We start from the raw sequence: 24,390 nt of genomic DNA on the forward strand, positions 1-24,390 counted from the left end.
GATTTGTTATAAGGAAGTATCTGAATCTTCCAGATGCTTCTAATGTTCCTCGGTAGCTTAGTGGTAGAGCAAACGGCTGTTAACCGTTCGGTCGCTGGTTCGAGTCCGGCCCGGGGAGCCATTCCTCGATTTTTGACAAATTTACGAATGAATCAAACGGCGAATGCAGCATAAAGTCAAGCTTTTTGCCTGTTAATTTAATTGTCGAAAACACAGTTTTTATTAGATGTCTGTTTCCCTCAGCATTCGACAAAACAAAATATTGATGTGCATTGGCAACTAAATTTAGTACATCTATCATTTTTTCTGTAAAACAATCATCACCTTTATTATGCTCTGCTATCTCTAACATTACTTTATCACGACGTGTTGTTAATTTATATTTATCTTCTTCGTATTCTTCATTTGTAAATATACATTCTAAAAGTTTACTTCTAAGCTTATCAAGGCTATTTTTTACACTGATAAGCTCTTGATTTAATTCTGTTATTCTTGTGTTATAATAATCTTTTTCATATTTTGCCGATTCTTTAACACTTTTAATTATTTTGATCAATAAATCAGGCTCAATATACATTGATGCAAAAACTTTTTCTATTTGTTCTATAATTCTTTAGTAACAATAGGCTCGTAAATATGAGGGTAGTATTTGTTGCCTTTTTTATAATGTATTACTCTGTGATAAAAAGTATTATTTAATATTTTATGTCGGGCAATGGGGCGTATTAGATGTGTTAGTTAACCCTTATGCACTTGGTACAAGCGACGGTATAAGAATAAGATTTATGCAGGATATCAATATTGCCATAAGACATCCTGAACCTTTTGCCGTTGCTAGGAAATAATCAACTAGCTTTTCTTGCTACTTCCATAGTACGAATACGATTTTAATGTGAGGTCATTCATGACGCTGAGCTAATTTTAAATCATATCTTGCTTGTAAATTAATCCATAACTGGGCTGAAGTGTGAAAATATTTACCTAATCTCAGTGCCATATCAGCCGTAAGAGTTCGTTTGTCATGCACTAATAGCGTGAATATGGTTAGGTGGTACATCAATATCACAAGCTAGCTGGTTTTGACTTATATTCAAAGGCTTTATAAATTCTTCATATAAGACATCACCAGGGATTATAAGGTCAAGTAATTGGGTCATAAATATTCTCCTAATGATCATTAACAGCTATGGTTAATGGGTATATGTATTATACATGAAATCATAATCAGAATAGCAGGACCCAGTTTACTCTTACTGACAGTTGCAGAAGTATAGCAAATAACAGTAGATGAATGGTATCATTGGCTCGCTTATTTTAGACTGAAAAAATCTAGAAAACAGAACAACCTAAGAAAATAAAGGTCAAAATATTTAATTATTTTTTATTTAATAAGCTTTATTTAATAAGCGTTTTTGGTTATTTTGTATCTCAGAATTTATTGAATCAAGTTCAAGTGCCTTATTATAAGCCTCAAGTACTAACCTATATTGACCTAGCTTTTCTAAAGTTAGACCTTTATTATTATATATTTTTGAAAATTTAGGATTTAACTCAATAGCTAATTCATATTTTCCTAAAATAGCTAAATTAGTACCTTTATTATAATAATATACTGAAGAGTCTCTCTTATCCTCTAATGCCAAAGCTGGATTAATTTGAATAAAGATTAATATAAGACTTAAAATTAAATATTGTCGGTAGTTTTGCATATTTTTCTTGTGAATTAAATTTTAGTATAAAAATACACTGAAAATAAACCATTAGAAAGAATAAAAATTATTGTAAGTAAATAAGACTACTAAGGAAGTTAGAGTAACTTTTCGGGGGATTGATAAAACTAGGGGGAGGGGCTGATGTTGTGCCTTTGATGTTGCAACCAAAGGCAACACCTGCCGTGGTAACCTAGTTGTTCTGGCTTTGCAATTCAGCCGGGCTATCGGTATCCACAAAAATTTTGTTCACCTAGACCGCAGAATTGATTACACTGATTTAAAGCAAATCAATTAGCACTCTTACGCAAGAACCTAGAAATTTACCAGCACTTTTAAGCTACCTTGTTGAGCAAAATATTTACTCGTCACATTCGCATCATAATTAACGCCGTATCCCATCATTTGGTGTTTGGCAGTCACACCGACACCAAAGTTAAAGCTAGTTTTAGCAGGCTTAAAGCTATTAGTCGTAAATGGGCTGTCCATCCCTTGTAACCTAGCATCGATAGCAGGAGTTTTATCTTTAAAGTTATAGTCTAGCATGCCGTAAATTGCAGGGATTAAAACTATATTTTCTACGTTAATATCTTTTGACATCCTAACACCTGCAAGTCCTTCAATCATATTATACTTCTTCCCTTTAACGATTAAGTTTTGGAAAGTCGTACCGGTCTCAGTATATACTGAATCTCTAATATCGGAATATCTAATCCCCACGGTCGGTGTTAAATTAATCGCTTTCAGAGCTAAATAACTGTAACCGGCTAAAATCTGTCCAGTATATGAACGTGATTTATATTTACCGATTGCCGTTTCATAACTGATCAAATTCCTACCCAAAGCAATATTACGCTGTGAATAATTCTAATAATTTACAAAAAGTTTTTAATAATGATGTTTATATAAATCAGTTAAAACCAACTGCGAAAGCAGCAATGCTTATTCGTAAACCAATTGATCAAGTATTTGAAGCTTTTATAAATCCTAATATTACCTCAAAATTTTGGTTTACTAAAAGTAGCGATAAGCTAGAAGTTAAGAAACAATATTAGTAAGCTGAAGTTTGCAAGTGAAATAATTCAAGATGCAAAAATAAGGTTGAAAACCAGTAATTTTAAATTACTAGATGCCGGGGCAAATAAAAGATTAGATGCCTATGAAATTAAGATAGATAGCCACAATAAAACACTAAAAGCTAGTGGAACAAACAAAAAGCAGAAATCTTTAGAGAAATTGAAAGTTTAGCACAAGAAAGCCAATTATTATATGATTACTGTAATGCATTTTATTGGAATATAAAAAATATCATAAATGCTTGCTGTATTGCTGAAACTAAAATATTTAAAAATAATATTAATGAGAAAGAGGGTATAATAAAAATATTAGCAAAAGGTATAGATTTAATAACGCAGTTTCTTAATAGATATATTAACAGATTTGGCTTGCAGTATAGTAGCAGCAAGGCATGAGAGAAAGCATGGAAATAAAATAATTAGTATAGACGATATTATTCGCAATAAAATTGGAATGGAAGATTTAGACGATAACTTAAAGAAAATAGCTATTATTAAAACACAAGAACGTAGAAACGAAATAATAAATCTCTCAAAAACACCTATATCAAGTTCTTATTCCACTAAATTGCGAGCTAATATAAAAGAATTAGGTAATGTAGTTAAAGAATTTGGGCTTCCTAAAGCTATAGAAAGACATGATAAGGACAATTATAGCTGTGCAACTAGCTTTAAAGGACTCTATTTTATTTATTGAATCTTTATATACAAACCGTGATGATATCTTGAATGAAAAAAGTGATATATTTTTTAGAAGAAGATAATATAAAGAAGAAAGTTTTTGGCAGATAAGCTTTATACGGGATAAGCAATAACAGCACTAATAAAACATAATGAAGTTGCTTAAATACCAAATAGACAAAATACCTCATACTTGTTTTTGTTCTCTATTTAAACTTGTTTGTGCTTTCTCATAGCCGAGCATAAATTCTTTATAAAAAATTAAATTGTAAAGAAATCTATACTGTTTTATATAAAAGTCAACGCTTTATACGAAAATCAGAAAGTGAAGTGCAACTTATTATTAATTTATGTTATCCATTTTGTAAATATAATTGTACTAGTTTAAAGCGGTATGTCCGTGTACCTGAGCATTCATCACAAGCCCAAAGCCGATTAGCATGGATGCGATCATTGTTCCGCCGTAAGAAATAAACGGCAGCGGTACGCCTACTACGGGAAGCAAGCCCATAACCATAGCTATATTAATAAATACGTGACTAAATAAGATTGAAGTAATACCTATTATCATTAATTTACTAAAAATCTCTCGGCAATTTGCGGCAATTAATAAAGAAATAGTTATAAGTGCAAAATATAATATTAGTAAAAACATTCCTCCTATAAAGCCGAACTCTTCAGCGAAGGTAGCAAAGATAAAGTCAGTTTGATGTTCGGGAAGAAAATCCAAATGGCTTTGGCTACCTTGATTTAAACCGCGTCCAAATAGGCTACCTGAACCTATAGCGATTTTAGACTGAATAATATTATAACTAGCACCGAGCGGATCATGTTCGGGATCTAAAAAAACCATTACCCGTTTTTTTTGATAATCATACATCATATTCCAAGCAATAGGTAGGCTAATAAGAGCAGCAAGACCTAGTATTATAAAATATTTTATTCTAAAACCTGCCGTAAAAAATATAATTGCCGAAACAATTAAAACAATCATTCCCGTACCTAAATCCGGTTCTCTAATTATTAGAAAAGCCGGTATTAAAACTCCTATAATCGGTATAATAACTTTATGAAATTTTGTAAGATCATCAATTGTTAGTGAATGGAAATATCTAGCAAGCATTAGTACAACGGCGATTTTTATCGGTTCGGAAGGTTGAAGCTTAACTATACCGATATCAATCCATCTTTTACCGCCCATGGCAGTTGAGCCGAAAAGCTCCACGGCTACTAGTAAAGCGAGTATGCACAAATAAAAGATATACGATAACCTAAATATTATGTGTAAATCAATTAATGCAATAATAATAGCTAAAGGCAAGAATATACAAAAATTTATAATTTGTTTGTAAGCCCAGGGCTGCAAATTGCTATTTGCTGCAGAATAAAGTACAATGAAACCAATACAGCAAATTAAGCTAATTAGTAAAATTAAAGTAATCGGTAATTTTTGTAATTGTTCTAGATAATTTTTATGCATTGTTTTTGTATTCAGTAGAGGTGTTGTATGTCATTCCTGCGAAAGCAGGAATGACATAACAGGCTTCCAGCAACAAATCTGTTAACTAAACAACATCAAACACCTTGAAAATAAATACTAATTCGTCAGCTAGCTCTTTCAGATAATCAAAACGACCGGCAGAACCTTTATGTCCCGTATCCATATTTGTTTTTAATAATAAGGGATTATTGTCCATTTTTAGTTCTCGTAATTTTGCTACCCATTTAGCAGGTTCCCAGTAACCTACACGTGGGTCGGATATACCGCAAGTAACGAATAGAGCAGGGTAGTTTTGCGCTTTTACGTTATCATAAGGGGAATATGATTTAATATATTCAAAATATTCTTTCTCTTTCGGATTACCCCACTCATTATATTCCAAGAGAGTTAATGGTAAGCTTTCGTCAAGCATGGTACTCAACACATCAACAAACGGTACATGCGCGATTGCTGCTCTATAGATTTCCGGTTTTTCGTTGAGTACGTAACCGATTAACATACCGCCGGCACTACCGCCCATTATTACTATATTGTTGTTACTTGTATATTGCTCGTTAATTAAAGCTCTACTACAGGCTATGAAGTCTTCAAATGTTCTTTTTTTAGTTAAAAACTTAGCAGCTTCATACCAATCATGACCTAGATCATCGCCACCTCTAATATGAGCAACTGCGTAAATAAAACCGCGATCGGCAAGTGTCACTGCTGTATTTCTAAAATTGACGGGCATAGCGATGCCATAAGCACCGTAACCCATTAGATATAAAGGATTTGAACCGTCTTTTTTAAATAAAGATTTTTTATAAAACAAGGTTATAGGTACTTTTACATCTTCATTATCTGCAAATATTCTCTCTACTTTATACTCCTCCGGGTTAAAGCCTGAAGGTATTTCGTGGCTCTTTAATATCGTTAATTTATCGCTATTAAAATCGTAGCTATAAATGGTATTGGGTCTTGCTAGAGAAGAGTAATCTATTCTGATATCGTCTTCCTCAAAGTTTGTAGAAAAACTACTTGCTTGGAAACTTGCATCGGGAAAATGAATTGTGTTTTCTTGTAAATCTTTAAATCGCTTTATTTTAATTAGCGGTAAACCTTGGTCACGATAGTTTAAGATTAAATAATTATTTGTAACATTAAAGCTTTTTAAATATTTGTCTTGTTCTTCCTTAATATAAATATCATCCCAATCATCCCAGCTAGTATTTTCAAAATTATTTACCGGCAGTTTTATAACATGGAAATTTTTAGCTTTATAATTAGTTTTAATATAAAAATAATCGCCATTATATTCTATTTCATAGAATATTTTGTTTTCTGCAGCTCGTACTAATTTAGGCGTAAAACTATCATCCTGCATAGAAATTACGTAAATTTCATTTTCATTATGATCGCCTGAATTTATAAAAATATATTCATGACTTGCTGATTTCTCGCAGCTGATAAAATGAAGAGGGTTTTTTACCTCGAATATTAATTTATCCTGAGTGACCTCTTCACCTAGACGGTGAAACATTACCTTATCCCAGCGTTGATTCTCATTAATAGTAATATAGAAAAAGCCGTTTAAGTGTTCATGCCAAATTATAGTAGGAGCTACAGCTAAATCTCGATCGCTTGATACAAGCGAATTTTGCGGCATTCGCATATGCTCACGTACATTTGTACGTTCCGCAGGCTCTTCCTGAAATTCATCTTGTCTGAAGCGATCGAGATTTAGCTGTACATTGCCTAATTCATCAGGTAAGTATTTTTGTTCTTTAAGGTTGTATATTTTGATATTGTATTGTTCATTACCTGTAAAATTAACACTATAAGCCATTAAATTGTGATCAGGTGACATTGCAACTGTAGCAACATCAGTGAAACCGCTATTTGGAGCAAGCAGGTTGACATCTAATATTACTTCTTCCGCTGAATCTATATTATTATGCTTTCTGCAATATATCGGATAATTTTTATTCTCCTCTACTCTATGGTAATAGTAATAATCTTTGTTCTTAACATAAACCGATTCATCGTCTAATTTAACCCGTCCTTTTAATTCTTCAAAAATCTTTTCCTTATCATTTTGCAGATCGGCAAAGAAATTTTCGGTATATTGATTCTCAGCTTTTAAATAATCTAAAATTTTAGAGTCTTCTACATTTGGCCACTTAGGATCACGCAGCCAGTGATAATCATCGTTTATTGTTGCTTCGTGAACTTCAAAGCTGTAATTTTGTTTGTCTGTTATTGGTGGTTTCATGTTTTTTATTTTTTTGTGTTGTTATGCCTAAAGTCGTCATTGCGAGGAGCCGTAGGCGACGCGGCAATCTAGTAAAATAATAAAAAAATTCTGTAATCAGAATTTTTTACTGGATTGCTTTGCCGAAACTTACAGTTTCTTCTCGCAATGACGATTTTGGTATCTATACAACAATGACATCGAATTATTGTAGTGTTAAAATCAAACTAATTAATAGGAATAATACAATCAATATAGCAGTTTGCTGATTATGCCAAGCAGATATTTTACTTAAAATATTATCCCAAATAACCTTAAAATTAAGATATTCTGTCGCATCTTCGTTATTGTCTGCCGTTTCTTTATATTTATCGATACTGAAATATATAAATTTTTCAATATATTGGTATAGGTCAAGGTTTATGTTTTCTGTCGAAATGCGTGGTATTTTTCTAAATATTAAAGCCAATAACAGTGAGATTGCAAGGATAACTAGCTTAAAGTTAGCAGTATGTGATATTTGAATAGGGTAGAATAAACATATGCATAAAGTTATGATGCAGAAAGAGAGGTAGGTTATAGTTCTTATATCATTCCCGCGAAGGCGGGAATCCAGAAATATTATAAAGCTTTTATTTTTAAGGTTTTTACTGGATTCCTGCTTTCGCAGGAATGACATAAAGAGAGACAGGAATGACGTAGCACTCTCCATCAACAACCCAAATAATACGGTACAAGTCGCTATCTTGGAAAATAGCATTACACTATTCTCATTTAAAATATTAGCTATTTCATCTTTAATATAAGAAGAACTAATAGGCAGTATAGATGTATAGATCAATATACTAATAACAAATCCGCTTAATAAAATAAAATTAATTTGAGTATTCTGAAGATCTTGGTAATTTTTAATATCATACTCATCTTCCATATAAGCGAAATATAAAGCAAATAACCCGTTATATAATATATGTATGAATATAAAGCTTGTAATAAGATAAGCTATATTTGGAGAGTTTATGCTAATAGCCGTTAATATAAAACCAAGCTGTGATACGGTAAGATAACATATTAATCGTTTAAGTTTTTTTTCAATTAGAGAAAATACTAATCCGTAAATGATCATTGATATCCCAAAAAACTTTAATATCTCAAGACCGCTAAATAACTTTAAAATGATAATTAAAGTAACTTTAGTAGTAAAACTAATTAAATATACAATACCGCTACTTGAAGCTATAGGATAGCAATGAACCACCCAGCCGTTTACAAAAATAGCCGAGGCATTAATTAAACAACCTGCAAGTATGAATATTGCTGGTAACTCAAAATTATTTACTGATTCCGTTAAAGAAGTAAAAGTCGTATTACTTGTTGTTTGGATTAGAAGAGTCATACCGATTAAGATTAGCCCGCTGCTGAATAAATGGGTGAGGAAATATTGACGTGCCGGTTTTATCTTTAATTGGTCACAAAAAATAATTATGCAGGCAAAAATCGTCATGAATTCAAGCGAGATTATCATGGAAATAAAATCAGCTGCAAATACGCATATAATAGAGGATAAACAGTATAAACTACCTATCAAGCATTCTAATTTTCTATTTTGGGAAATTGTATAAAGATTTAAGATAGCAGTAACAATTAGAAATGCTAGAGCTATTAGCTGATTTTGTGGGTGAAAATCAAACATAAGCTCAAAATTAGTAAGCGGAAATGTACACTTGGTATTTTGCATAAACATTTTAATCTTTAGAAGAAACTGTTAAAACCTCTAGTCCCTGGATTCTTTTAAAGTCTTTTACATTTAGAGTTAATATCGGAAAACCTTTTGTAATAGCAGTTGCTGCAATAAGCATATCATGAGTTCCTATAGTTATACGTTGTGTGTATAAATCATGAATAATACGTGCACATGTATATACTTCTTCAATACCGAAGGGTAATATAGTAAACAGACTTTTTACGTATTCTATAAAAGCTAAACATTTTATACGTTTATTCTCATTCTCGACTCTATCTACTCCTATTAATAGTTCAGTTAACACAATAGGGCTAATATAAGCCTGACCGTAATGTGACCATTGCTTAGTACTGACCTTTCCTCTTTCTAAAGCTATGATTATAGCAGTATCAATAATTAATCCCATCTTTCAACCAATTTTTTAATATCTTGTTTAGTATTGCGTCTTATTTTTTCGAGATTTTTCATGAATTGATCAGCATCTTCAGGATCAAGATGTGGACCATTTTTAAAAGCTTCCTCTAAGTCTCTTACTGCTACAGAAGGCTTGATTTCTGCAGGTGTAATCCTTGCTACGATATGATTACCTTTTTGAACGTCAAAGCTTTCGCCTTTATAGTAAACTCTATTCATAATATCTGAAAAAGATCGTACAAATTCTGTTGCTCTAATAATTTGTGCCATATTTATCCTCAAAAATAATTACCATATTTATACCTTTGATACTTCAAGATTTGGTACGTCAAATTTCGGGATTCACCTGTGCTCACGTACTATTACGTTGTGCAGGTGCACTGCTTATTTGACTTCCAACTTTTGAAGTATCTGCAGTATACATATTATATGATTATGTGTAAATTATGTAAATATGTTTATGTAATATAAGCTAAAAATTCTCTGATTAAGATTTGAATAAAATAGAAAAGAGTTACGGCACAGCAGCACATTATTATACTAATTTGCATAGAGTAGGGGAGTGGTTTTGTTACGCTAGATTCTACTAAAGAAGGTTTATAAATAGAGCTTAATATTTTGAGCAGGTAAAGGCTTGAGAATATACTACTAGCTATTACGACAATCATAACAATGATTTGATTCTGTTCGCTTGCGGCAAGTAATATTGAGAATTTGCTAATAAATCCGCTAAAGATAGGTATACCGATTAATGATAATGAAGAGATAGATATAATAAAAGAAATTAAAGGAAATTCTTCGGATGTACCATGTAAATTCTGTACTTGATTGGCTTTCTTTAAACTGTAAATACTTCCCATACTATAAAATAAGCAGATTTTTGTAAAAGAATGTGAAACTAAATGGAGTATTGCGGCTCCAAGTGCCTTAGGTGTTAACATGAAAGCGCTAAGCAATGCAAGGCTTAATTGATTCATAGTGGAGTAGGCGAGTATTTTTTTGATATTATCCGTGTCTAGGGCTTTGATTGAACTATAAAATATGCTTACTATCGGTATAAAAATTAACCAGTTAAACTCGGCAAATATCATTTGTAAATACGATAAACCGAATATATATAATAGGATTTTATAAATACAAAATAATCCGGTTTTAACCACTATTACGGCATGCAGCAAACTACTAATGGGGTAATGTGCAACCATTGCAGCAGGAAGCCATGAATGCACCGGAAAAATTGCAGTTTTAGCAATACCGCAAATAAACATTAACAATAAAATAATTGACTGGTTTTTGGAAAAATAATTTTCTACTAAACTCCCACTTGCAAAATCTCCGTTACCGGCTTTAGTATAAATAATTATCACTGCCGGTAAAAATAATATTGTGGCAGAAATCATCAGAATTTTTAGATATTTATATAACCCGCTAAGTACTATATTATTTTTGGTATGTCCTATTAAAAAAGCTGTAGAAATAGTTAAAAGCTCATAGCAAATAAACATCGTGAATAAGTTGCTAGATAAAGCAATTAAAACACCGATCAGAATAGTTAAGTTAAAGAAAAATAAGAATCTAGAAGAATAGTCTATATTATTAATAGCAAGATATTTAGGAGTGTAAAGTAAAGCACAAATCCATAAAAAGCCTATTAAGCTTAAGAAAATAAGACCTAAAGGTTCAAGATGGAATCCTATAGAGTAATTACCAAATATATTAAATTCAAATCCTGCTCTAATACCTTTTAAAAACAACCAGTCTATAATTAAAATATTACCGAAGAAAAAAATAGCGATAGTAATAAGTAAAAAATTACGTATAAAGCTATCTTTTTGAGTGGCATACGGGCTAGTTAAGTTTAATGCACCAACTAGCAAAGTTGATAGAATCAAAAGACTCGGAGTAGTAAATTGTGTAATCATGATAAGCTGTTGTACTTTTTTTGATAGTATGGTTAGAGCATTACCTGTATGGCTTTCTATGTCATGCCTAGCTAAAAGTGGGAATCCAGAAAAAGCGAGATAAATCGTGCTTTTAGTTTTTAAAACTTACTGTGTTTATATTTTTTAATTACTGGATTCCTGCTTTCGCAGGAATGACAATAGTACCATTTTATAATGGTAAAATAACGATCCTACGGAGCTAAGTAAAATTATAATAAAATCTAATAGTAGATTTTGTGTTAATAATAATTCAAGAATATTTACTTTGATAAAAAATAATGGACTGATAGGTAAGCCACAGCTGCAAATAATAGCGATTATTATTAAAACTTTGTTAGGTTCTCTTTTACAGCTTTCATTATAAGCATCTATCAAGAAAAGAGCTATTTTATTTATACTATCCACAAGTAATAAACTTGGTAAAACTATTATACCGTTTTCGGTTACGTATAATAAAAATACGTAACCTATTTGAGTGAAACATGAATAAATTATAATATTCTTGAAATCTTTTGCTTGGTAAGCAAAATACGGGGCTATAATAAGAGTAGCTAAAGCGATAGGTTTTATAAAATTTGTAATAGCCGTTTTAATTGTCTCATAGCCTATAATAATATAAGTAAATTTATATATTACATATATTCCTATTATAGTAGAAATCCCTGCTAAATATACTAAAATAACTGAGGCCGTGTTATTATAAGCTCTCATCATCCAAAAATGCATAGGGAAAAAAGCTGTTTTTAAAATAGCACCTATTAAGAAAAAACCAATAGCTATAGTGATTATACGGGAATTAGTATGTTCTTGTAAATAAGCTGCAATTTCTGCCATATTCAAACTACCCGTAATGCTTAGCAAAAATCCTATAGATATAAGAATAAGAGTTGCACCGATACTACCTATTATCAAATAATCAAAAGCTCCGATTAAAGATTTTGGATTATTACCTGAGGCTATCAGGACATAGCTACTAAGTGCCGAAATCTCTATAAATATATATAGATTAAAAAAATCGTGAGTAGCAATCATCCCTAAATAGCCCGTATGAGAGAATAATAATATACCGTAAAATAAAGATTTTCTATTATTGTTTATATGTTTTAAGATAGTTTGATTAGTAATCTTATGACAAAAAACTAAAAAGAATAATAAAACCAAGTTAAGATAAATAATAATAGCTTGGTTTAGTGCATTTAGCCGATATTCTATTCCTATTTTTGAAGTCCATCCTCCCATGGTGTAAGATAGCTCCGTATTTTGTATAATGCTATATCCATAAACACTGACCAAAAGGCTAGATAAAATGCAAATCGTAGTAATTATTCGTGCAAAGGTAATAAAGCGAAAAGATATTATTGAGAGTAAAGCCCCGAATAAAGGGAATAATATTTGTATGATAGGGACATGGTTAGCTAGAATCATTTATCAAAATTAATTTCATTTTCTGATATTGTACCAAAATGTTTATAAATTTGATATATTAAACTTAAAGCTACGCTAAGAGTAGCAAACCCAACTACTATAGCAGTTAGCATTAATACATGAGGCAAAGGGCTAGTGTAAGTAGTGATGCCCTCTTGTAAAATAGGTACACCGCCTGTTTTAATTTTTCCGATACTTAAATAAAATACTAACACCGAACTTTGAAAGATTCCAAGCCCAATAATTTTATGAATATAATTATGACTTGTAAGCATTACAAATAAGCCGCTAGTTAGTAAGATCAAGGTAAAGAAATATATTAAATGATGCATAATTATTATATTGTTATTGTAAGAAAAGCATTGTTACGCGAATCAGTTTCGTCGTCATTGCCACGCTCCTTTTAGTCGCTTGCAAATGACGTTGGTAGACATTAATACGCTTTGAAAGACTGATTAAATACGCATGTAACTTTTTTGCCCTTACGTATAGCGAGCTTAGGAAAAACCTGTTCAAGGATCACCATATTAGGATTATCTTGAGCAAGGCGATAATTTACTAAAGATTCTCGAAGTGAATCATCTACAGCAAAAATACCGGAAATTTCAGAGTTTTTATCTCTAAATTGCAGATAAGTAAACTCGCCGTCGTCAAAAATTTTAATAGGAGCTATTTCTTCGCTACCGCTAATATAGTAATTAAAGTTGTATTTTTCAGGATGAGTCAGATCGGGACTTGCTAGGGCAGCAGAAAAAGTTTGCATATGACCGCTCATATTGTCATTTTCGTCATCCGGATAAAGAAACTTTACGTTAAAGACCATTTCAGGATCACGCATATCAAGAGTTTCGGCGGCATATAGTTCAAAGAAGTAAGTCCGTTTATTAGTAATTAAAGTCATATTAGTAGTAGCATCCGGTTCCATCGGTTTAATAAAAATCCTATGACCGGCAGGTACTATTTGCCATGAAGTAGTATCTCCCATAGAAATACTTACTATTTCCTCGTCTTTTGCTAGTTCTATACTTGCTTGATAGCCGTAATATCCTGTGAATTTGAAAACATCGTCAGGGTTATAAGTCATAACTCTTAGACGTGGGTCTCGACCTAGAGGTCGTGATATAGTAAGAGCAAATACATCTAATGTAAGTATTATAAAAGTACAAAATATTATTAGTTGCTTCATATTATTTCTGATTTTTATTCCTTAATAACTTTAGCTTGTAACTAGTAACGGTAAAATTGAACGGCATACCAGGTGATATACTTGTACTGATAGAATCCATTATAAATCCGATTCTTGCTTCCCATACCATATTTTCTAAAATTGCACCCGTACTATTTTTTGCCAATGATTCAAAAGTAACAACTGCTTCGTTATCGTTTATATTTTTAGTTGATAATATATTAATTGAGCGTCTATATAGTTTTTGATATCTCATGACCGGTGATAATGGGTTATCAATATTCATAAAATTAGCAAATTGCATATAAACAATACTCGTAGAAGCATTTTTGATAAAGGTAAATTGTTCTTTTAATACATCGTAATTGTATTCTTCTCGTTGGTTTACATAATTCTGAAGCATAATATTTGCAACAGAGATATAAGGATTTGCTAATGTTGAATGTTTAGTATTAGTAACGGTAGCTTGTTTTTCGCCATCATCTTTTATTAAATAACTTACTTTTTTGTTTATTGGTAGCAACATGTTGATATTTATACAAATTAAGGTTAATAATAAGATAAAAATCGTGCATATTAAAAGCAGAAGACTTCTATGACTTAACGGTAAGATATACTTAAAATTATACCATTTTCTTGCGTCAATAAAATATTCGCCGGATTTTATATATTCTTGTATTGCGTTGGTTAATGGGTCCATAATTACTAGATTAATATCTAATTATTATTCTGTTTTAACTCTATCATAACTATTATAATATGATTATGATTTGTTAATTTAATGTTATTTAAGCTATAAAATAAGTTTATATTGTTGCTACAATACCAAATGTTGTTTAACTTTAAAATAAATTATAAATTAAAATTATACAATAACAATTATTGATGGTAGTTATTATGTTATACTCGTCTCACTTGCAAAATTGGCGACAATGTCTTTAGTCCGCAGGTAACCACGTATTTAAGTATACGCTCTGCTCCCAAGCTGAACTTCGTATAACTACTCTTTATTTACTTCAGAGTAATAGTTTACAATCTTTTTAATATTTTTTTATATTTATAAATAGATTTTTTCAAAAAATGCTTGTGAACTATTGTATAGTAAGGTAATTTTAAAATAGTAACAAGATAATTTGATAATGTATAATTGGAATGTTAAAATCATTAAAGCTTCTATTAGTATTAATTATGCTTGCTCAATTGTTGTCATGTACCCCTTCAGCTCCTTATGAAATTAAAAGCCCGTGCGTTTCTGCTGATATAGATGATGGCTCGAGTGTAAGCGTAAATCCTTGTATAAGAAGACCTGTTAATTCAGTAAATATAGCATAAAAGTAATAGTTTTACACAATAACAATGTAATAATAAAAATACCTTTGATATGAATAATATATTTGGTTTCTTTAAAGCAAGTAATAACTCGCAAAGCGGTTCAGGAGGTACACAAACGCAGGAAAGTATTAAATCGGCTAATCCTTTAAAAATTACTCAGAATTGGTATGAAGAGCGATCTGATAAGTTACTTGTTCAACGTAACTTGCTTATCATATTAATAATACTACTAGCCATTTTTATGGTTATATCAACTTTAGTAATAGCATTTGTAGTAAAATCTAAACAGTTTGATCCTTTTGTTATTCAGCTTAATAGTAATACCGGACGTGCCTTGGTGGTAGAACCTATTTCATCACCGGTGTTAACGGCGAATGAGTCTCTTACAAGGTATTTTATAAAGAAATACATAACGGCACGAGAAACATATAATCCGGTTGATTTTGCGACGATAGCTCGTACGACAATAAGATTATTTTCAACAAGCAGTGTTTATTACAATTATCTTGGCTATATAAGAAATAAAGATTTTGATCCTACTTTAAAATATAAAGAAGAGAATACTACATTTTTAGTAATAAAATCATGGTCAAAAATCGCAGCAGATAAATATATAGTTAGATTTTCCGTAAATGAAACATCAGGCAACCAATTAGTTTATAATAAAATAGCGGTAGTAAGTTATGCTTATGTGCCTATGCAATTAATAGATTCAGAACTTGATGTAAATCCGGTAGGGTTTCAAGTTAACGGATATAGGGTAGACGATGACAATAGTTAGATTTTATTTTTTAGTTTTTATATTATTAAGCGGTTTTACAGTACAACGAGAATGTCCACTTGTAGATGATCCATATAATAGTAGTAATAATTATGTAGATGATTTATCTATAACTAAAGATAATAGGATAAAAACTTATATATATAATCCAAATGAAGTTTATTTATTGGTTTTGCATTTTGGCTTTCAATCGCATATAGAATTTGCTAAAAATGAAGAAATCCAAAATATAATTCTTGGGGATGCTTATGCTTGGAAAATAACTCCTTTGGCAAATAGATTATTTATTAAGCCTCTTGAAAAAGATATTCGTACAAATATGACTATTATAACTAATAAAAGAATATATGAATTTGATATCGCTTCTACGGAACTTATGATGGGTAACGAAAGGGATTTAGTATATGTAATTAAATTTTACTACCCTAAGAAAAATAGTAATTACATGGCAAGATTTTAATCGATATCATTTCTGCGTAGATACGTCATTGCGAGCAGCCGTAGGCTGCGTGGCAATCTCATGAAATAATACAAACTCCTGAGATTGCGGACGTACAATTGCTCTGCAATTTCCTCGCAATGACGGAAAAACCGATCCACGCAACAATGACAATAAAAACACTTTAACTAATATAATTTAGATATGGCTGAAGAGCAAAATAACAATCATAATACCGATTCTTTATCAGGAGCAGATTCTCCTGAAGTACAAAGAGAATTATCAAAAGTTTCGGTTAGCTTTAATAAGAGTATTGCGATAGTAGTCGTAATTTGTGGTATTTTTATATATATTTTTTATACTCTTTTTTTCGGTACTGAAAAAGAAGAAATACCGAAGACTCAGATACCGAGTAATATTATAAAACCTGTTACGGAGGTTGATGATAATATTCCGGAGATTCCAAGGTTACCTGATCCGCCTAAGCTTGAGACGCCCACCGCTCCTCCACTGCCTCCTCCTCCGGTAGTAAAAGTTCCACCGGTCTTACCTCTTACTACTCCTGTAGAAGAGAATAAAGACAAAACGCTTCCATTGCCGCCGGTTTCGTTGCCTTCGACTGCAGGAACGTTAGTTGAGAGCGATGCAGAGAAGCAACGTCGTGAAGCAAAAAGAAAATCAGCTATAGTGTTAATTGGTGGTGTAGAGCCTAAAAAAACACCGGAACAGATTACGGCAGAAGCGACCTTTAAAGATCGCGGTGATATGTCTTTGGTTCTCGGACGCGGTAAATTAATTGATGCAGTCCTTGAGACGGCAATAAATAGTGATCTCGGCGGTGAAATAAGAGCCATTATTAGTAGAGACGTATTTTCTGAGAAAGATAAAGTTATATTGATACCGAAAGGGTCAAAAATATTCGGTAAATATGCAACCTCAATTTCGTCAGATAGTTACGGTAGAGTTTCTATAATATGGGATAGAATCGATTTAACTAACGGTTATACTATAGAATTTGACTCACCTGCAGTTGATAATTTAGGTAGACCGGGATTACAAGGAAGAGTTGATAATAAATATAAAGAACAATTTGCAAATGCCGTATTACGATCCGGCTTTAATATAGGGCTTGCTAAAGTCCTTGATAAGTTAGTACCGCCTCCTATAAATTCTCAGGCAGCGGCTACCAATAGTGCTACGGCAACACAATTGTTAAACACTGCTCAAACTATTGCGTCTAATACCGCTATGGATGCAAATACTAGGATAGTTACAATTTGTACTAATATACTTGCTGCTATTACCGATAAAACTTCGACTGCTTATACTACTATGACTCAAGCATGTACAACCGCACAAACTGCTTCTTCAGCGAATACTGCTGAGCAGAGACTTCAAACCTTAGTACAGGCAGTTAATACGGCAGCTTCAAGTTTGCTTACTACTACCTCTATAGCATCAACTCCGACGCAAGCACAACAAGCTTCTACTCAAGCTTTTACGGATGTGACGAATGTTGTACAAAATATGATAACTCAGCAGCAGTTTAAGCCGACGACAACGGTTAATCAAGGTACGCCGGTTAGAATATACGTTAATAAGGATTATAAATTCCCAAAAGCCGTTTTATTAAAATCGAAGGTAATGAAATGAATGAAGAATTTGCAGCCTTAGAGACGTTTTTACTTCCTTTTAAAAATTTATTTGCTGAAGACGGTATTAACGAAATTATGGTTAATAAGCCCGGAGAAGCATGGGTTGAAAAAAAAGGCGATATATATTCTAAGCAAATACCGGAACTGGATAGCGAACATCTACTTGCATTAGGGCGTTTAGTTGCTCAATCTACCGAACAGATGATTTCAGAAGAAAAACCGCTTCTTTCGGCAACTTTGCCGAATGGCTACCGTATTCAAATAGTATTTCCTCCTGCTTGTGAGATAGGACAAATCATTTATGCTATAAGAAAGCCTAGCGGTATGAATCTAACTTTAGATGAATATGCTAAAATGGGGGCATTTGATGATACTGCAACAGAGAGTTTAGTAGATGAAGATGCAGTAATTTTAAATAATTTCTTAGCTGAAAAAAAGATTAAAGAATTTATTAGACATGCAGTTGTTTCAAAGAAAAATATCATAATTAGTGGCGGTACTTCAACCGGTAAAACTACTTTTACTAATGCGGCACTTACTGAAATACCTGCAATAGAAAGATTAATTACTGTAGAAGATGCTCGTGAGGTTGTGCTATCAAGCCATCCTAACAGAGTGCATTTACTGGCTTCCAAAGGAGGACAGGGGCGTGCAAATGTTACTACTCAAGATTTAATAGAGGCCTGTTTGCGTTTAAGACCAGATAGGATTATAGTAGGTGAGCTTCGAGGTAAGGAAGCTTTCAGTTTTTTGCGTGCTATTAATACAGGTCACCCCGGTTCAATATCAACACTGCATGCTGATAGTCCCGCTATGGCTATTGAGCAGTTAAAGCTTATGGTTATGCAAGCAGATCTTGGTATGCCGCCTGAAGAAGTAAAGAAGTATATTTTAACCGTTGTCGATATCGTTGTGCAGTTAAAACGCGGTAGCGGCGGGAAAAGATATGTTTCGGAAGTATATTATAAGAAGAACAAGAACGCTGAGGGGATGGTTTAAAAACGTCATTGCGAGGAAATTACGAATTAATTGACGAAGCAATCTCAGGCCACAATCCTGAGATTGCCACGCTCCTTTTAGTCGCTCGCAATGACGTAAAAATTACTCCACGCAAAAACTAATATATAAGAATAAACTAGGAATATCAATTCATGGAATTGCATAAGATACTTAAAGTTACTAGAAATGTATTCGGTCATGCTATAATTCATCCGGTTGTTATTTTTTGTACCATTTGGATAAGCGGTGCATTTGTTGCAACTTTTACTAATGAGGTTGGAGCTTTAGGTATAGATATAAATGCTATAAATATTGCTTATAAGTGGGCTTACTGGCTTATTAACGTTTGGGGGCAGTTAAAAATTGCCGACTATAATTATTTAAAATTGAAGCTACTTGCCTCTCTTCTCGGTCCGGCTATTATTGTTATAATATTTTACATTAAAAATTTTGAAAGAATAAAATCATTACAATTTTTCAAACAAGATGAAAAAGTATATGGGGATGCAAGCTGGGCTAATCCGTCAGATATAGAGGCTGCAGGTCTTAGATCTAAGAAAGGTATGCTGATCGGTGTTGATGCCGGTGGATATTTTGTTGCAGATGGGTTCCAGCATGCTTTATTATTTGCTCCTACCGGTTCAGGTAAAGGTGTAGGGTTTGTGATACCTAACTTGTTATTTTGGAGTGATTCGGTAGTAGTGCATGACATAAAGCTCGAAAATCACGGGTTGACAAGTGGTTGGCGTGAGAAGCAAGGGCAGAAAGTTTTTGTATGGGAGCCTTCTAATCCTGATGGTGTTACTCATTGTTATAATCCGATTGATTGGGTTAGTACTAAGCCTGGTCAAATGGTTGATGACGTTCAAAAAATTTCAAATCTTATAATGCCGGAAAAGGATTTTTGGAATAATGAGGCACGAAGCTTATTTTTAGGCGTAACTCTATATTTAATAGCCGATCCTACTAAAACTAAATCTTTCGGTGAAGTAGTGCGTACTATGAGGAGTGACGACGTAGTTTATAATCTAGCGGTCGTACTCGATACGCTTGGTGGTGTAATTCATCCTGTTGCATATATGAATATTGCTGCATTTTTGCAAAAAGCCGATAAAGAGCGTTCCGGTGTAATATCTACAATGAACTCATCGCTTGAATTATGGGCAAATCCACTTATTGATTCAGCTACAGCATCTTCTGATTTCAATATACAAGAATTTAAAAAAGTAAAAACAACCGTATATGTAGGGTTAACACCCGATAATATACAGCGTTTACAAAAATTAATGCAGGTGTTTTATCAGCAGGCGACAGAATTTTTAAGCCGCAAAATGCCGGATTTAAAGGAAGAGCCGTATGGAGTAATGTTCTTACTTGACGAGTTCCCGACGCTTGGGAAGATGGATACTTTTAAAGCCGGTATAGCTTATTTTAGAGGTTATAGAGTTCGTTTATTTTTAATTATTCAAGATACGCAGCAGTTAAAAGGAACATATGAAGATGCAGGGATGAATTCTTTCTTATCTAATGCAACATATCGTATTACTTTTGCCGCTAATAACTATGAAACGGCAAATTTAATATCGCAGCTTGTCGGTAATAAGACGGTAGCACAAAGATCATTTAGTAAACCTTTATTTTTTGATCTTAATATTTCTACTAGAACCCAAAACGTTTCTCAGGTTCAAAGAGCTTTACTTTTACCTCAAGAAGTAATACAGTTACCGAGAGATGAGCAAATTGTTTTAATAGAATCCTTTCCGCCTATAAAATCTCGTAAAATTAAGTATTACGAAGATAAGTTTTTTACTAGTAGATTATTACCGCCGACTTTTGTACCTACTCAAGTACCTTTTGATCCTAGGGCAAATAATAATGAGGCTTCTGAAGAGACCGAAACAATAACTGTTCCGGAAAATAATGAGTAAGATCCAAAAATGCGTTCAGCTATTATTGATATTGGTTCAAATGCTTTAAGAGCTGTAGTTTATGAAAGTGATGAGCTTGGAGCGCCGGAAATTTTTAATTATAAATTTAGAAATTATCTTACAAATTTACTTAATTTAGATAATTTAGACGTAAAACATCAAACATATTTATCTCTACAATATCTTATTCATATTTTTACCAAACTGTCCGTTACTAATATTAGATGTGTTGCAACAGCTATACTTAGGGGGCATCCTAAAGCAGATGAATTCAAAGCTATAATTAAAAAGAGATTCAATATTGATATTGAAATTATCTCAGGTGAACGTGAAGCTTATTTAACTGCTGCCGGATTAATTTCCGGTATTAGTGATGCTTTCGGTATTGTAGCCGATCTTGGAGGTGGAAGTCTTGAGCTTGCACAGATTGGAAATAAAAAAGTCGGTAAATTAAAATCATTGCCGCTTGGTACAACAATTATTGCTAGTAGCAATTTTGGTGATGTCGGGCTGATTACTAAAATGCTAGAGGAAGAATTTGGAGCTGCCCATTATCCTAATTTATATTTAATTGGCGGTGCATTACGTCTAATGAGCCGTATATACATGGAGTCTATAAATTATCCCCTTAAAAATTTACATAATTTTGAAATAAATCGTGTAGAGTTTGAGTTATATTTAGAGAAATTATCGCAAATTGATAAATTAAAGCTGAGTTATTACGAGCAGAAAGCCATAAATTATAATGCAGTTTTAGTAATAAAAGCAATGATTAAGGTATTTTCACCGGAAAAAATTATTATCTCAAATTACGGTTTAAAAGAAGGAGTAAGATTTGACTCGTTGCCGTCTCATGAAACAGAAAAAGATATTATTTATGAGAGGGTGAAGAGATTAGTAAAATTTGATAGAAATATATGTAAAATTGAAAAATATATTGAAGCAGTACAATATCTTTTAATTAATTCCGATGCCACGACTCTTATTATTATTGAACTCGCTATAATGCTAGCGCAATACAATAAAAATATTGATAAAACGCTCAGAGCAAATTTTGTTTCGGAATTTATATTATCTTCAGATATTCCTTTTAGTCATAGACAGCGTCTTATGCTAGGTATTGCCCTTACGGTTACTTATACTGCTAAAACTGACATGCAGATTAATAAAATAGCTAAGAAAATGATTAGTAAAAGTGATTATTACAATAGTCATATAATCGGTTATTATATAAAAATTGCTAGAGAAATTGATGGGCCGGAATTTCAAGAGCCTTCTTTTTCGATTAAATTAAAAGACGATAAGTTTTTACAAATTAATGCTTCAAATATCTTGCCTAAACAAGTCTTTGAAAAGATTTGTGAACGTTTAAAAGATATAAGTTCTGCTAGAAAAAATATTAGGTATAATTTTAGTGATTAGGGTTTTTTTGTTATAGTACCGGATAGTTTTCGAAAAGCCAGTGATGTCATCCCTGCGAAAGCAGGGATCCAGGCTAAAAAAATCTTGATTGCAAAGATTTTTTTATTATATTGTTTCACTTTTAAAGTAAAATCTTTAAAAAGCTTTAAAGTACTGGATTCCTGCTTTCGCAGGAATGACATAGAAAATCACAGGGTGACATGCTGCCTTTAAAAAAATGGAAATCATAAATGTTTAAAAAATATATATTTATTCTAATATTATTTATTGCTTCTATAGCTTGTGCAGAAATTATAGAAGTGGATAGTTTAAATAAAATAAAACAAGATTTTAAAGAAAATTATAATAAAAATTATGTACCTCAGGATTTATTAGTAGTAACGGTTCTAGATGAATTTTTGTTTAAGTCTTTAGTGCCTATCGTTGAACAGCTTGATGAAGACATTTATCTTACACTAACTCCTCTTTTACGTAATATTAATAAAAATCTAAAAGCTATTTATATAAATCAATTGATTTTAACTAATGATAGCTATAAGAAAGAATTACAAGAATCTGATTTTCCAAATTTTGTAAATGAAATGAGTAATAGTAAAATCCCCATAATAGCAGTAAATGATGGGTTTACCGGTAATTTTAATAATATTCCTAAATTTGAGATATGGTTTGCCGATTATTTAAAGAAAAATTTCGATATTGATTTTTCAAATAGTTTTCCAAACAATAATTATATTATTTTTAATAATTTAGACAGTTTTGCTAATACTTATCCGGTATTTTATAAGGGTATATTGACGAGTAATAATATATCGGAAGCGGAAATGATGCTCAATTTCCTTGTTCAAATGAATTTTATACCGAAATGCTTTATAATGATTAGTAGTAGCATAGAATTGCTAAGCTCAATGGAATTGCAACTTAGTAGTTATAGTTCTAATATATTATTTATTGGTTATCATTATAGTAATAAAAATACTCCGAAAAACAAAGATATTGCATATTATACTAAACTGATTAATGATTTAATACCTCAAATAAATAAGCTAAAAAGAAATAATCCACCTTTAAAGAATAATAATGCAAAAGGTAAAAATCCTTATGACACGAATAAATAAAGTTTTATTGAGTTTACTTTGCTTAGTTATTTCGTATGCGGGCTACGGTCAAATTATTCCTACTTATTCCGTAGATTCAGTAACAATGAAAAACTTATTACCGAAGATAGATGCAGATACGCTGGTACTTATAAATATAGATAATACTATCATAACACCGAAATCCAAATTATTTCGATATCAGGATAATTCTTATATAAATTTTACTAAACATTTATATAGTCTTGCAGCGGATAACGCATCAGTTAATAAAACTATTGCAAAATTGATAGTGCAGCGTCAAATGATGCTTGTTGAATCTAAATGGGTAGATTTAATTAATAAGATGAAACAGCAAGGTGCAACGGTTTTAGGTCTTCAGGAAATAACGGCCCCATGTAATTTAATTGAAAATTATGAAAGATGGTTATATACCTTACTTTACAGACTCAATATTAATTTTACTAATAAAGTTAATGATAAAGATGTATTTAGATTTAATCCAAGCGATGCTGAAGCCCCTATTTTTTATTTAGGTATAATATTTACCGGTAATATAAATAGAGTAAAAGCTCTTATAGAGTTCTTAAAAATTATACCGAAACAACCTAAAAAAATAGTAATTTTTGCAAATAATAAAAAAGATTTAGAAAATATGGACTCTTATTTAAGTATGGTTGATATAGGATATTATGGAATTGAATATTTGGGGTGGCAAATGTTACCTGGGTCACCTGATCATCAAATCGCTGAGTTGCAGCAATCTACGTTTTTAAATACCGGTCAGTGGTTAGAAGATGATACAGCTGCAAAGATGTTAAATAAATAATT

The 24,390-nt window shown here is 31.9% G+C and carries 27 protein-coding genes, 1 tRNA gene and 1 pseudogene; 13 read left to right on the forward strand and 16 right to left on the reverse strand.

Annotated features, from left to right (window positions below; genetic code table 11):
- The first annotated feature begins 46 nt into the window (after positions 1 to 46).
- A tRNA-Asn gene (locus tag MCI_RS05860) sits at positions 47 to 121 on the forward strand.
- Between the two features lie 777 nt (positions 122 to 898).
- Here MCI_RS05860 and MCI_RS10660 read toward each other — a convergent pair.
- The 4 genes from MCI_RS10660 to MCI_RS05875 all read right to left on the reverse strand — a co-directional run bounded on the left by MCI_RS10660 (position 899) and on the right by MCI_RS05875 (position 2,540).
- Positions 899 to 997, reverse strand: a complete 99-nt coding sequence (locus MCI_RS10660; protein ID WP_410526310.1) for a transcriptional regulator — start codon at positions 995 to 997, stop codon at positions 899 to 901.
- Between the two features lie 22 nt (positions 998 to 1,019).
- Entirely contained in the window at positions 1,020 to 1,157 is a 138-nt protein-coding gene (locus MCI_RS09125) for a transcriptional regulator (RefSeq protein WP_014410075.1), read from the reverse strand.
- A gap of 228 nt (positions 1,158 to 1,385) precedes the next feature.
- The gene (locus tag MCI_RS05870) at positions 1,386 to 1,709 is read right to left on the reverse strand and encodes a tetratricopeptide repeat protein (RefSeq protein WP_014410076.1); all 324 of its coding nucleotides are present in this window, start codon (positions 1,707 to 1,709) and stop codon (positions 1,386 to 1,388) included.
- Positions 1,710 to 2,024: 315 nt separating this feature from the next.
- Positions 2,025 to 2,540 (reverse strand): autotransporter outer membrane beta-barrel domain-containing protein, encoded by a 516-nt coding sequence (locus MCI_RS05875; protein WP_014410077.1) that lies wholly within the window; start codon positions 2,538 to 2,540, stop codon positions 2,025 to 2,027.
- 26 nt (positions 2,541 to 2,566) lie between these two features.
- Between MCI_RS05875 and MCI_RS09130 the strand changes: the two genes are divergently transcribed.
- The 3 genes from MCI_RS09130 to MCI_RS05885 all read left to right on the forward strand — a co-directional run bounded on the left by MCI_RS09130 (position 2,567) and on the right by MCI_RS05885 (position 3,482).
- On the forward strand, positions 2,567 to 2,764 hold the full coding sequence (locus MCI_RS09130; protein ID WP_014410078.1) for a hypothetical protein: 198 nt from the start codon (positions 2,567 to 2,569) through the stop codon (positions 2,762 to 2,764).
- Between the two features lie 46 nt (positions 2,765 to 2,810).
- Positions 2,811 to 2,957 (forward strand): hypothetical protein, encoded by a 147-nt coding sequence (locus tag MCI_RS08660; protein WP_014409314.1) that lies wholly within the window; start codon positions 2,811 to 2,813, stop codon positions 2,955 to 2,957.
- Between the two features lie 192 nt (positions 2,958 to 3,149).
- Positions 3,150 to 3,482 (forward strand): hypothetical protein, encoded by a 333-nt coding sequence (locus tag MCI_RS05885; protein WP_014409315.1) that lies wholly within the window; start codon positions 3,150 to 3,152, stop codon positions 3,480 to 3,482.
- 363 nt (positions 3,483 to 3,845) lie between these two features.
- Here MCI_RS05885 and rodA read toward each other — a convergent pair whose 3' ends face one another.
- The 11 genes and pseudogenes from rodA to MCI_RS05935 form a co-directional block, all read right to left on the reverse strand.
- Positions 3,846 to 4,946: a rod shape-determining protein RodA gene (gene rodA, locus MCI_RS05890; RefSeq protein WP_014410079.1), complete on the reverse strand. Its 1,101-nt coding sequence runs from the start codon at positions 4,944 to 4,946 to the stop codon at positions 3,846 to 3,848.
- Positions 4,947 to 5,031: 85 nt separating this feature from the next.
- Complete coding sequence (locus MCI_RS05895) at positions 5,032 to 7,218, reverse strand: prolyl oligopeptidase family serine peptidase (RefSeq protein ID WP_014410080.1); 2,187 nt, start codon at positions 7,216 to 7,218, stop codon at positions 5,032 to 5,034.
- A gap of 184 nt (positions 7,219 to 7,402) precedes the next feature.
- On the reverse strand, positions 7,403 to 8,941 hold the full coding sequence (locus MCI_RS05900; protein WP_014410081.1) for a proton-conducting transporter membrane subunit: 1,539 nt from the start codon (positions 8,939 to 8,941) through the stop codon (positions 7,403 to 7,405).
- 1 nt (position 8,942) lies between these two features.
- Positions 8,943 to 9,347, reverse strand: a complete 405-nt coding sequence (vapC, locus tag MCI_RS05905) for a ribonuclease VapC (RefSeq protein ID WP_014410082.1) — start codon at positions 9,345 to 9,347, stop codon at positions 8,943 to 8,945.
- Positions 9,338 to 9,625, reverse strand: a complete 288-nt coding sequence (gene vapB / locus MCI_RS05910; protein WP_014410083.1) for a type II toxin-antitoxin system antitoxin VapB — start codon at positions 9,623 to 9,625, stop codon at positions 9,338 to 9,340. Before vapB ends, vapC begins: the two co-directional genes overlap by 10 nt.
- Positions 9,626 to 9,700: 75 nt before the next feature.
- Positions 9,701 to 9,779, reverse strand: a pseudogene (locus tag MCI_RS10665) (mannose-1-phosphate guanyltransferase); the annotation flags it as partial.
- A gap of 34 nt (positions 9,780 to 9,813) precedes the next feature.
- The gene (locus tag MCI_RS05915; RefSeq protein ID WP_014410084.1) at positions 9,814 to 11,277 is read right to left on the reverse strand and encodes a proton-conducting transporter membrane subunit; all 1,464 of its coding nucleotides are present in this window, start codon (positions 11,275 to 11,277) and stop codon (positions 9,814 to 9,816) included.
- A 144-nt stretch (positions 11,278 to 11,421) separates the two neighbouring features.
- Complete coding sequence (locus MCI_RS05920) at positions 11,422 to 12,723, reverse strand: proton-conducting transporter membrane subunit (RefSeq protein ID WP_014410085.1); 1,302 nt, start codon at positions 12,721 to 12,723, stop codon at positions 11,422 to 11,424.
- Positions 12,720 to 13,055, reverse strand: a complete 336-nt coding sequence (locus MCI_RS05925) for a Na+/H+ antiporter subunit C (RefSeq protein WP_014410086.1) — start codon at positions 13,053 to 13,055, stop codon at positions 12,720 to 12,722. The genes MCI_RS05920 and MCI_RS05925 overlap by 4 nt, the downstream gene beginning before the upstream one ends.
- 101 nt (positions 13,056 to 13,156) lie before the next feature.
- On the reverse strand, positions 13,157 to 13,909 hold the full coding sequence (virB9, locus tag MCI_RS05930) for a P-type conjugative transfer protein VirB9 (protein WP_014410087.1): 753 nt from the start codon (positions 13,907 to 13,909) through the stop codon (positions 13,157 to 13,159).
- 1 nt (position 13,910) lies between these two features.
- Positions 13,911 to 14,609, reverse strand: coding sequence for a virB8 family protein (locus MCI_RS05935; protein WP_014410088.1), 699 nt, complete (start codon positions 14,607 to 14,609; stop codon positions 13,911 to 13,913).
- A gap of 452 nt (positions 14,610 to 15,061) precedes the next feature.
- Between MCI_RS05935 and MCI_RS05940 the strand changes: the two genes are divergently transcribed.
- The 7 genes from MCI_RS05940 (at position 15,062) to MCI_RS05970 (ending at position 22,465) form a co-directional block, all read left to right on the forward strand.
- On the forward strand, positions 15,062 to 15,241 hold the full coding sequence (locus MCI_RS05940) for a DUF2706 domain-containing protein (protein WP_014366024.1): 180 nt from the start codon (positions 15,062 to 15,064) through the stop codon (positions 15,239 to 15,241).
- A gap of 49 nt (positions 15,242 to 15,290) precedes the next feature.
- Positions 15,291 to 16,022, forward strand: coding sequence for a virB8 family protein (locus MCI_RS05945; protein WP_014410089.1), 732 nt, complete (start codon positions 15,291 to 15,293; stop codon positions 16,020 to 16,022).
- Entirely contained in the window at positions 16,009 to 16,482 is a 474-nt protein-coding gene (locus MCI_RS05950; RefSeq protein ID WP_014410090.1) for a TrbG/VirB9 family P-type conjugative transfer protein, read from the forward strand. The genes MCI_RS05945 and MCI_RS05950 overlap by 14 nt, the downstream gene beginning before the upstream one ends.
- A 183-nt stretch (positions 16,483 to 16,665) precedes the next feature.
- Positions 16,666 to 18,114 (forward strand): TrbI/VirB10 family protein, encoded by a 1,449-nt coding sequence (locus MCI_RS05955; protein WP_014410091.1) that lies wholly within the window; start codon positions 16,666 to 16,668, stop codon positions 18,112 to 18,114.
- Positions 18,111 to 19,115, forward strand: a complete 1,005-nt coding sequence (gene virB11 / locus MCI_RS05960) for a P-type DNA transfer ATPase VirB11 (RefSeq protein ID WP_014410092.1) — start codon at positions 18,111 to 18,113, stop codon at positions 19,113 to 19,115. The genes MCI_RS05955 and virB11 overlap by 4 nt, the downstream gene beginning before the upstream one ends.
- Before the next feature lie 152 nt (positions 19,116 to 19,267).
- Positions 19,268 to 21,043 carry a type IV secretory system conjugative DNA transfer family protein gene (locus MCI_RS05965; protein ID WP_014410093.1) on the forward strand — a complete coding sequence of 592 codons (1,776 nt, stop codon included), beginning with the start codon at positions 19,268 to 19,270 and terminating at the stop codon, positions 21,041 to 21,043.
- 9 nt (positions 21,044 to 21,052) lie between these two features.
- Complete coding sequence (locus MCI_RS05970) at positions 21,053 to 22,465, forward strand: Ppx/GppA phosphatase family protein (protein ID WP_014410094.1); 1,413 nt, start codon at positions 21,053 to 21,055, stop codon at positions 22,463 to 22,465.
- Here MCI_RS05970 and MCI_RS10670 read toward each other — a convergent pair.
- Entirely contained in the window at positions 22,462 to 22,647 is a 186-nt protein-coding gene (locus MCI_RS10670; RefSeq protein WP_014410095.1) for a hypothetical protein, read from the reverse strand. The two genes, MCI_RS05970 and MCI_RS10670, sit on opposite strands and share 4 nt — an antisense overlap.
- 48 nt (positions 22,648 to 22,695) lie before the next feature.
- Between MCI_RS10670 and MCI_RS05980 the strand changes: the two genes are divergently transcribed.
- Together MCI_RS05980 and MCI_RS05985 are read left to right on the forward strand one after the other, a co-directional pair.
- Entirely contained in the window at positions 22,696 to 23,580 is an 885-nt protein-coding gene (locus MCI_RS05980; protein WP_014410096.1) for a DUF2608 domain-containing protein, read from the forward strand.
- The gene (locus tag MCI_RS05985; protein ID WP_014410097.1) at positions 23,543 to 24,388 is read left to right on the forward strand and encodes a DUF2608 domain-containing protein; all 846 of its coding nucleotides are present in this window, start codon (positions 23,543 to 23,545) and stop codon (positions 24,386 to 24,388) included. The genes MCI_RS05980 and MCI_RS05985 overlap by 38 nt, the downstream gene beginning before the upstream one ends.
- Positions 24,389 to 24,390: the final 2 nt, after the last annotated feature.

Source organism: Rickettsia montanensis str. OSU 85-930, assembly GCF_000284175.1.
Classification (GTDB): Bacteria; Pseudomonadota; Alphaproteobacteria; order Rickettsiales; family Rickettsiaceae; genus Rickettsia; species Rickettsia rickettsii.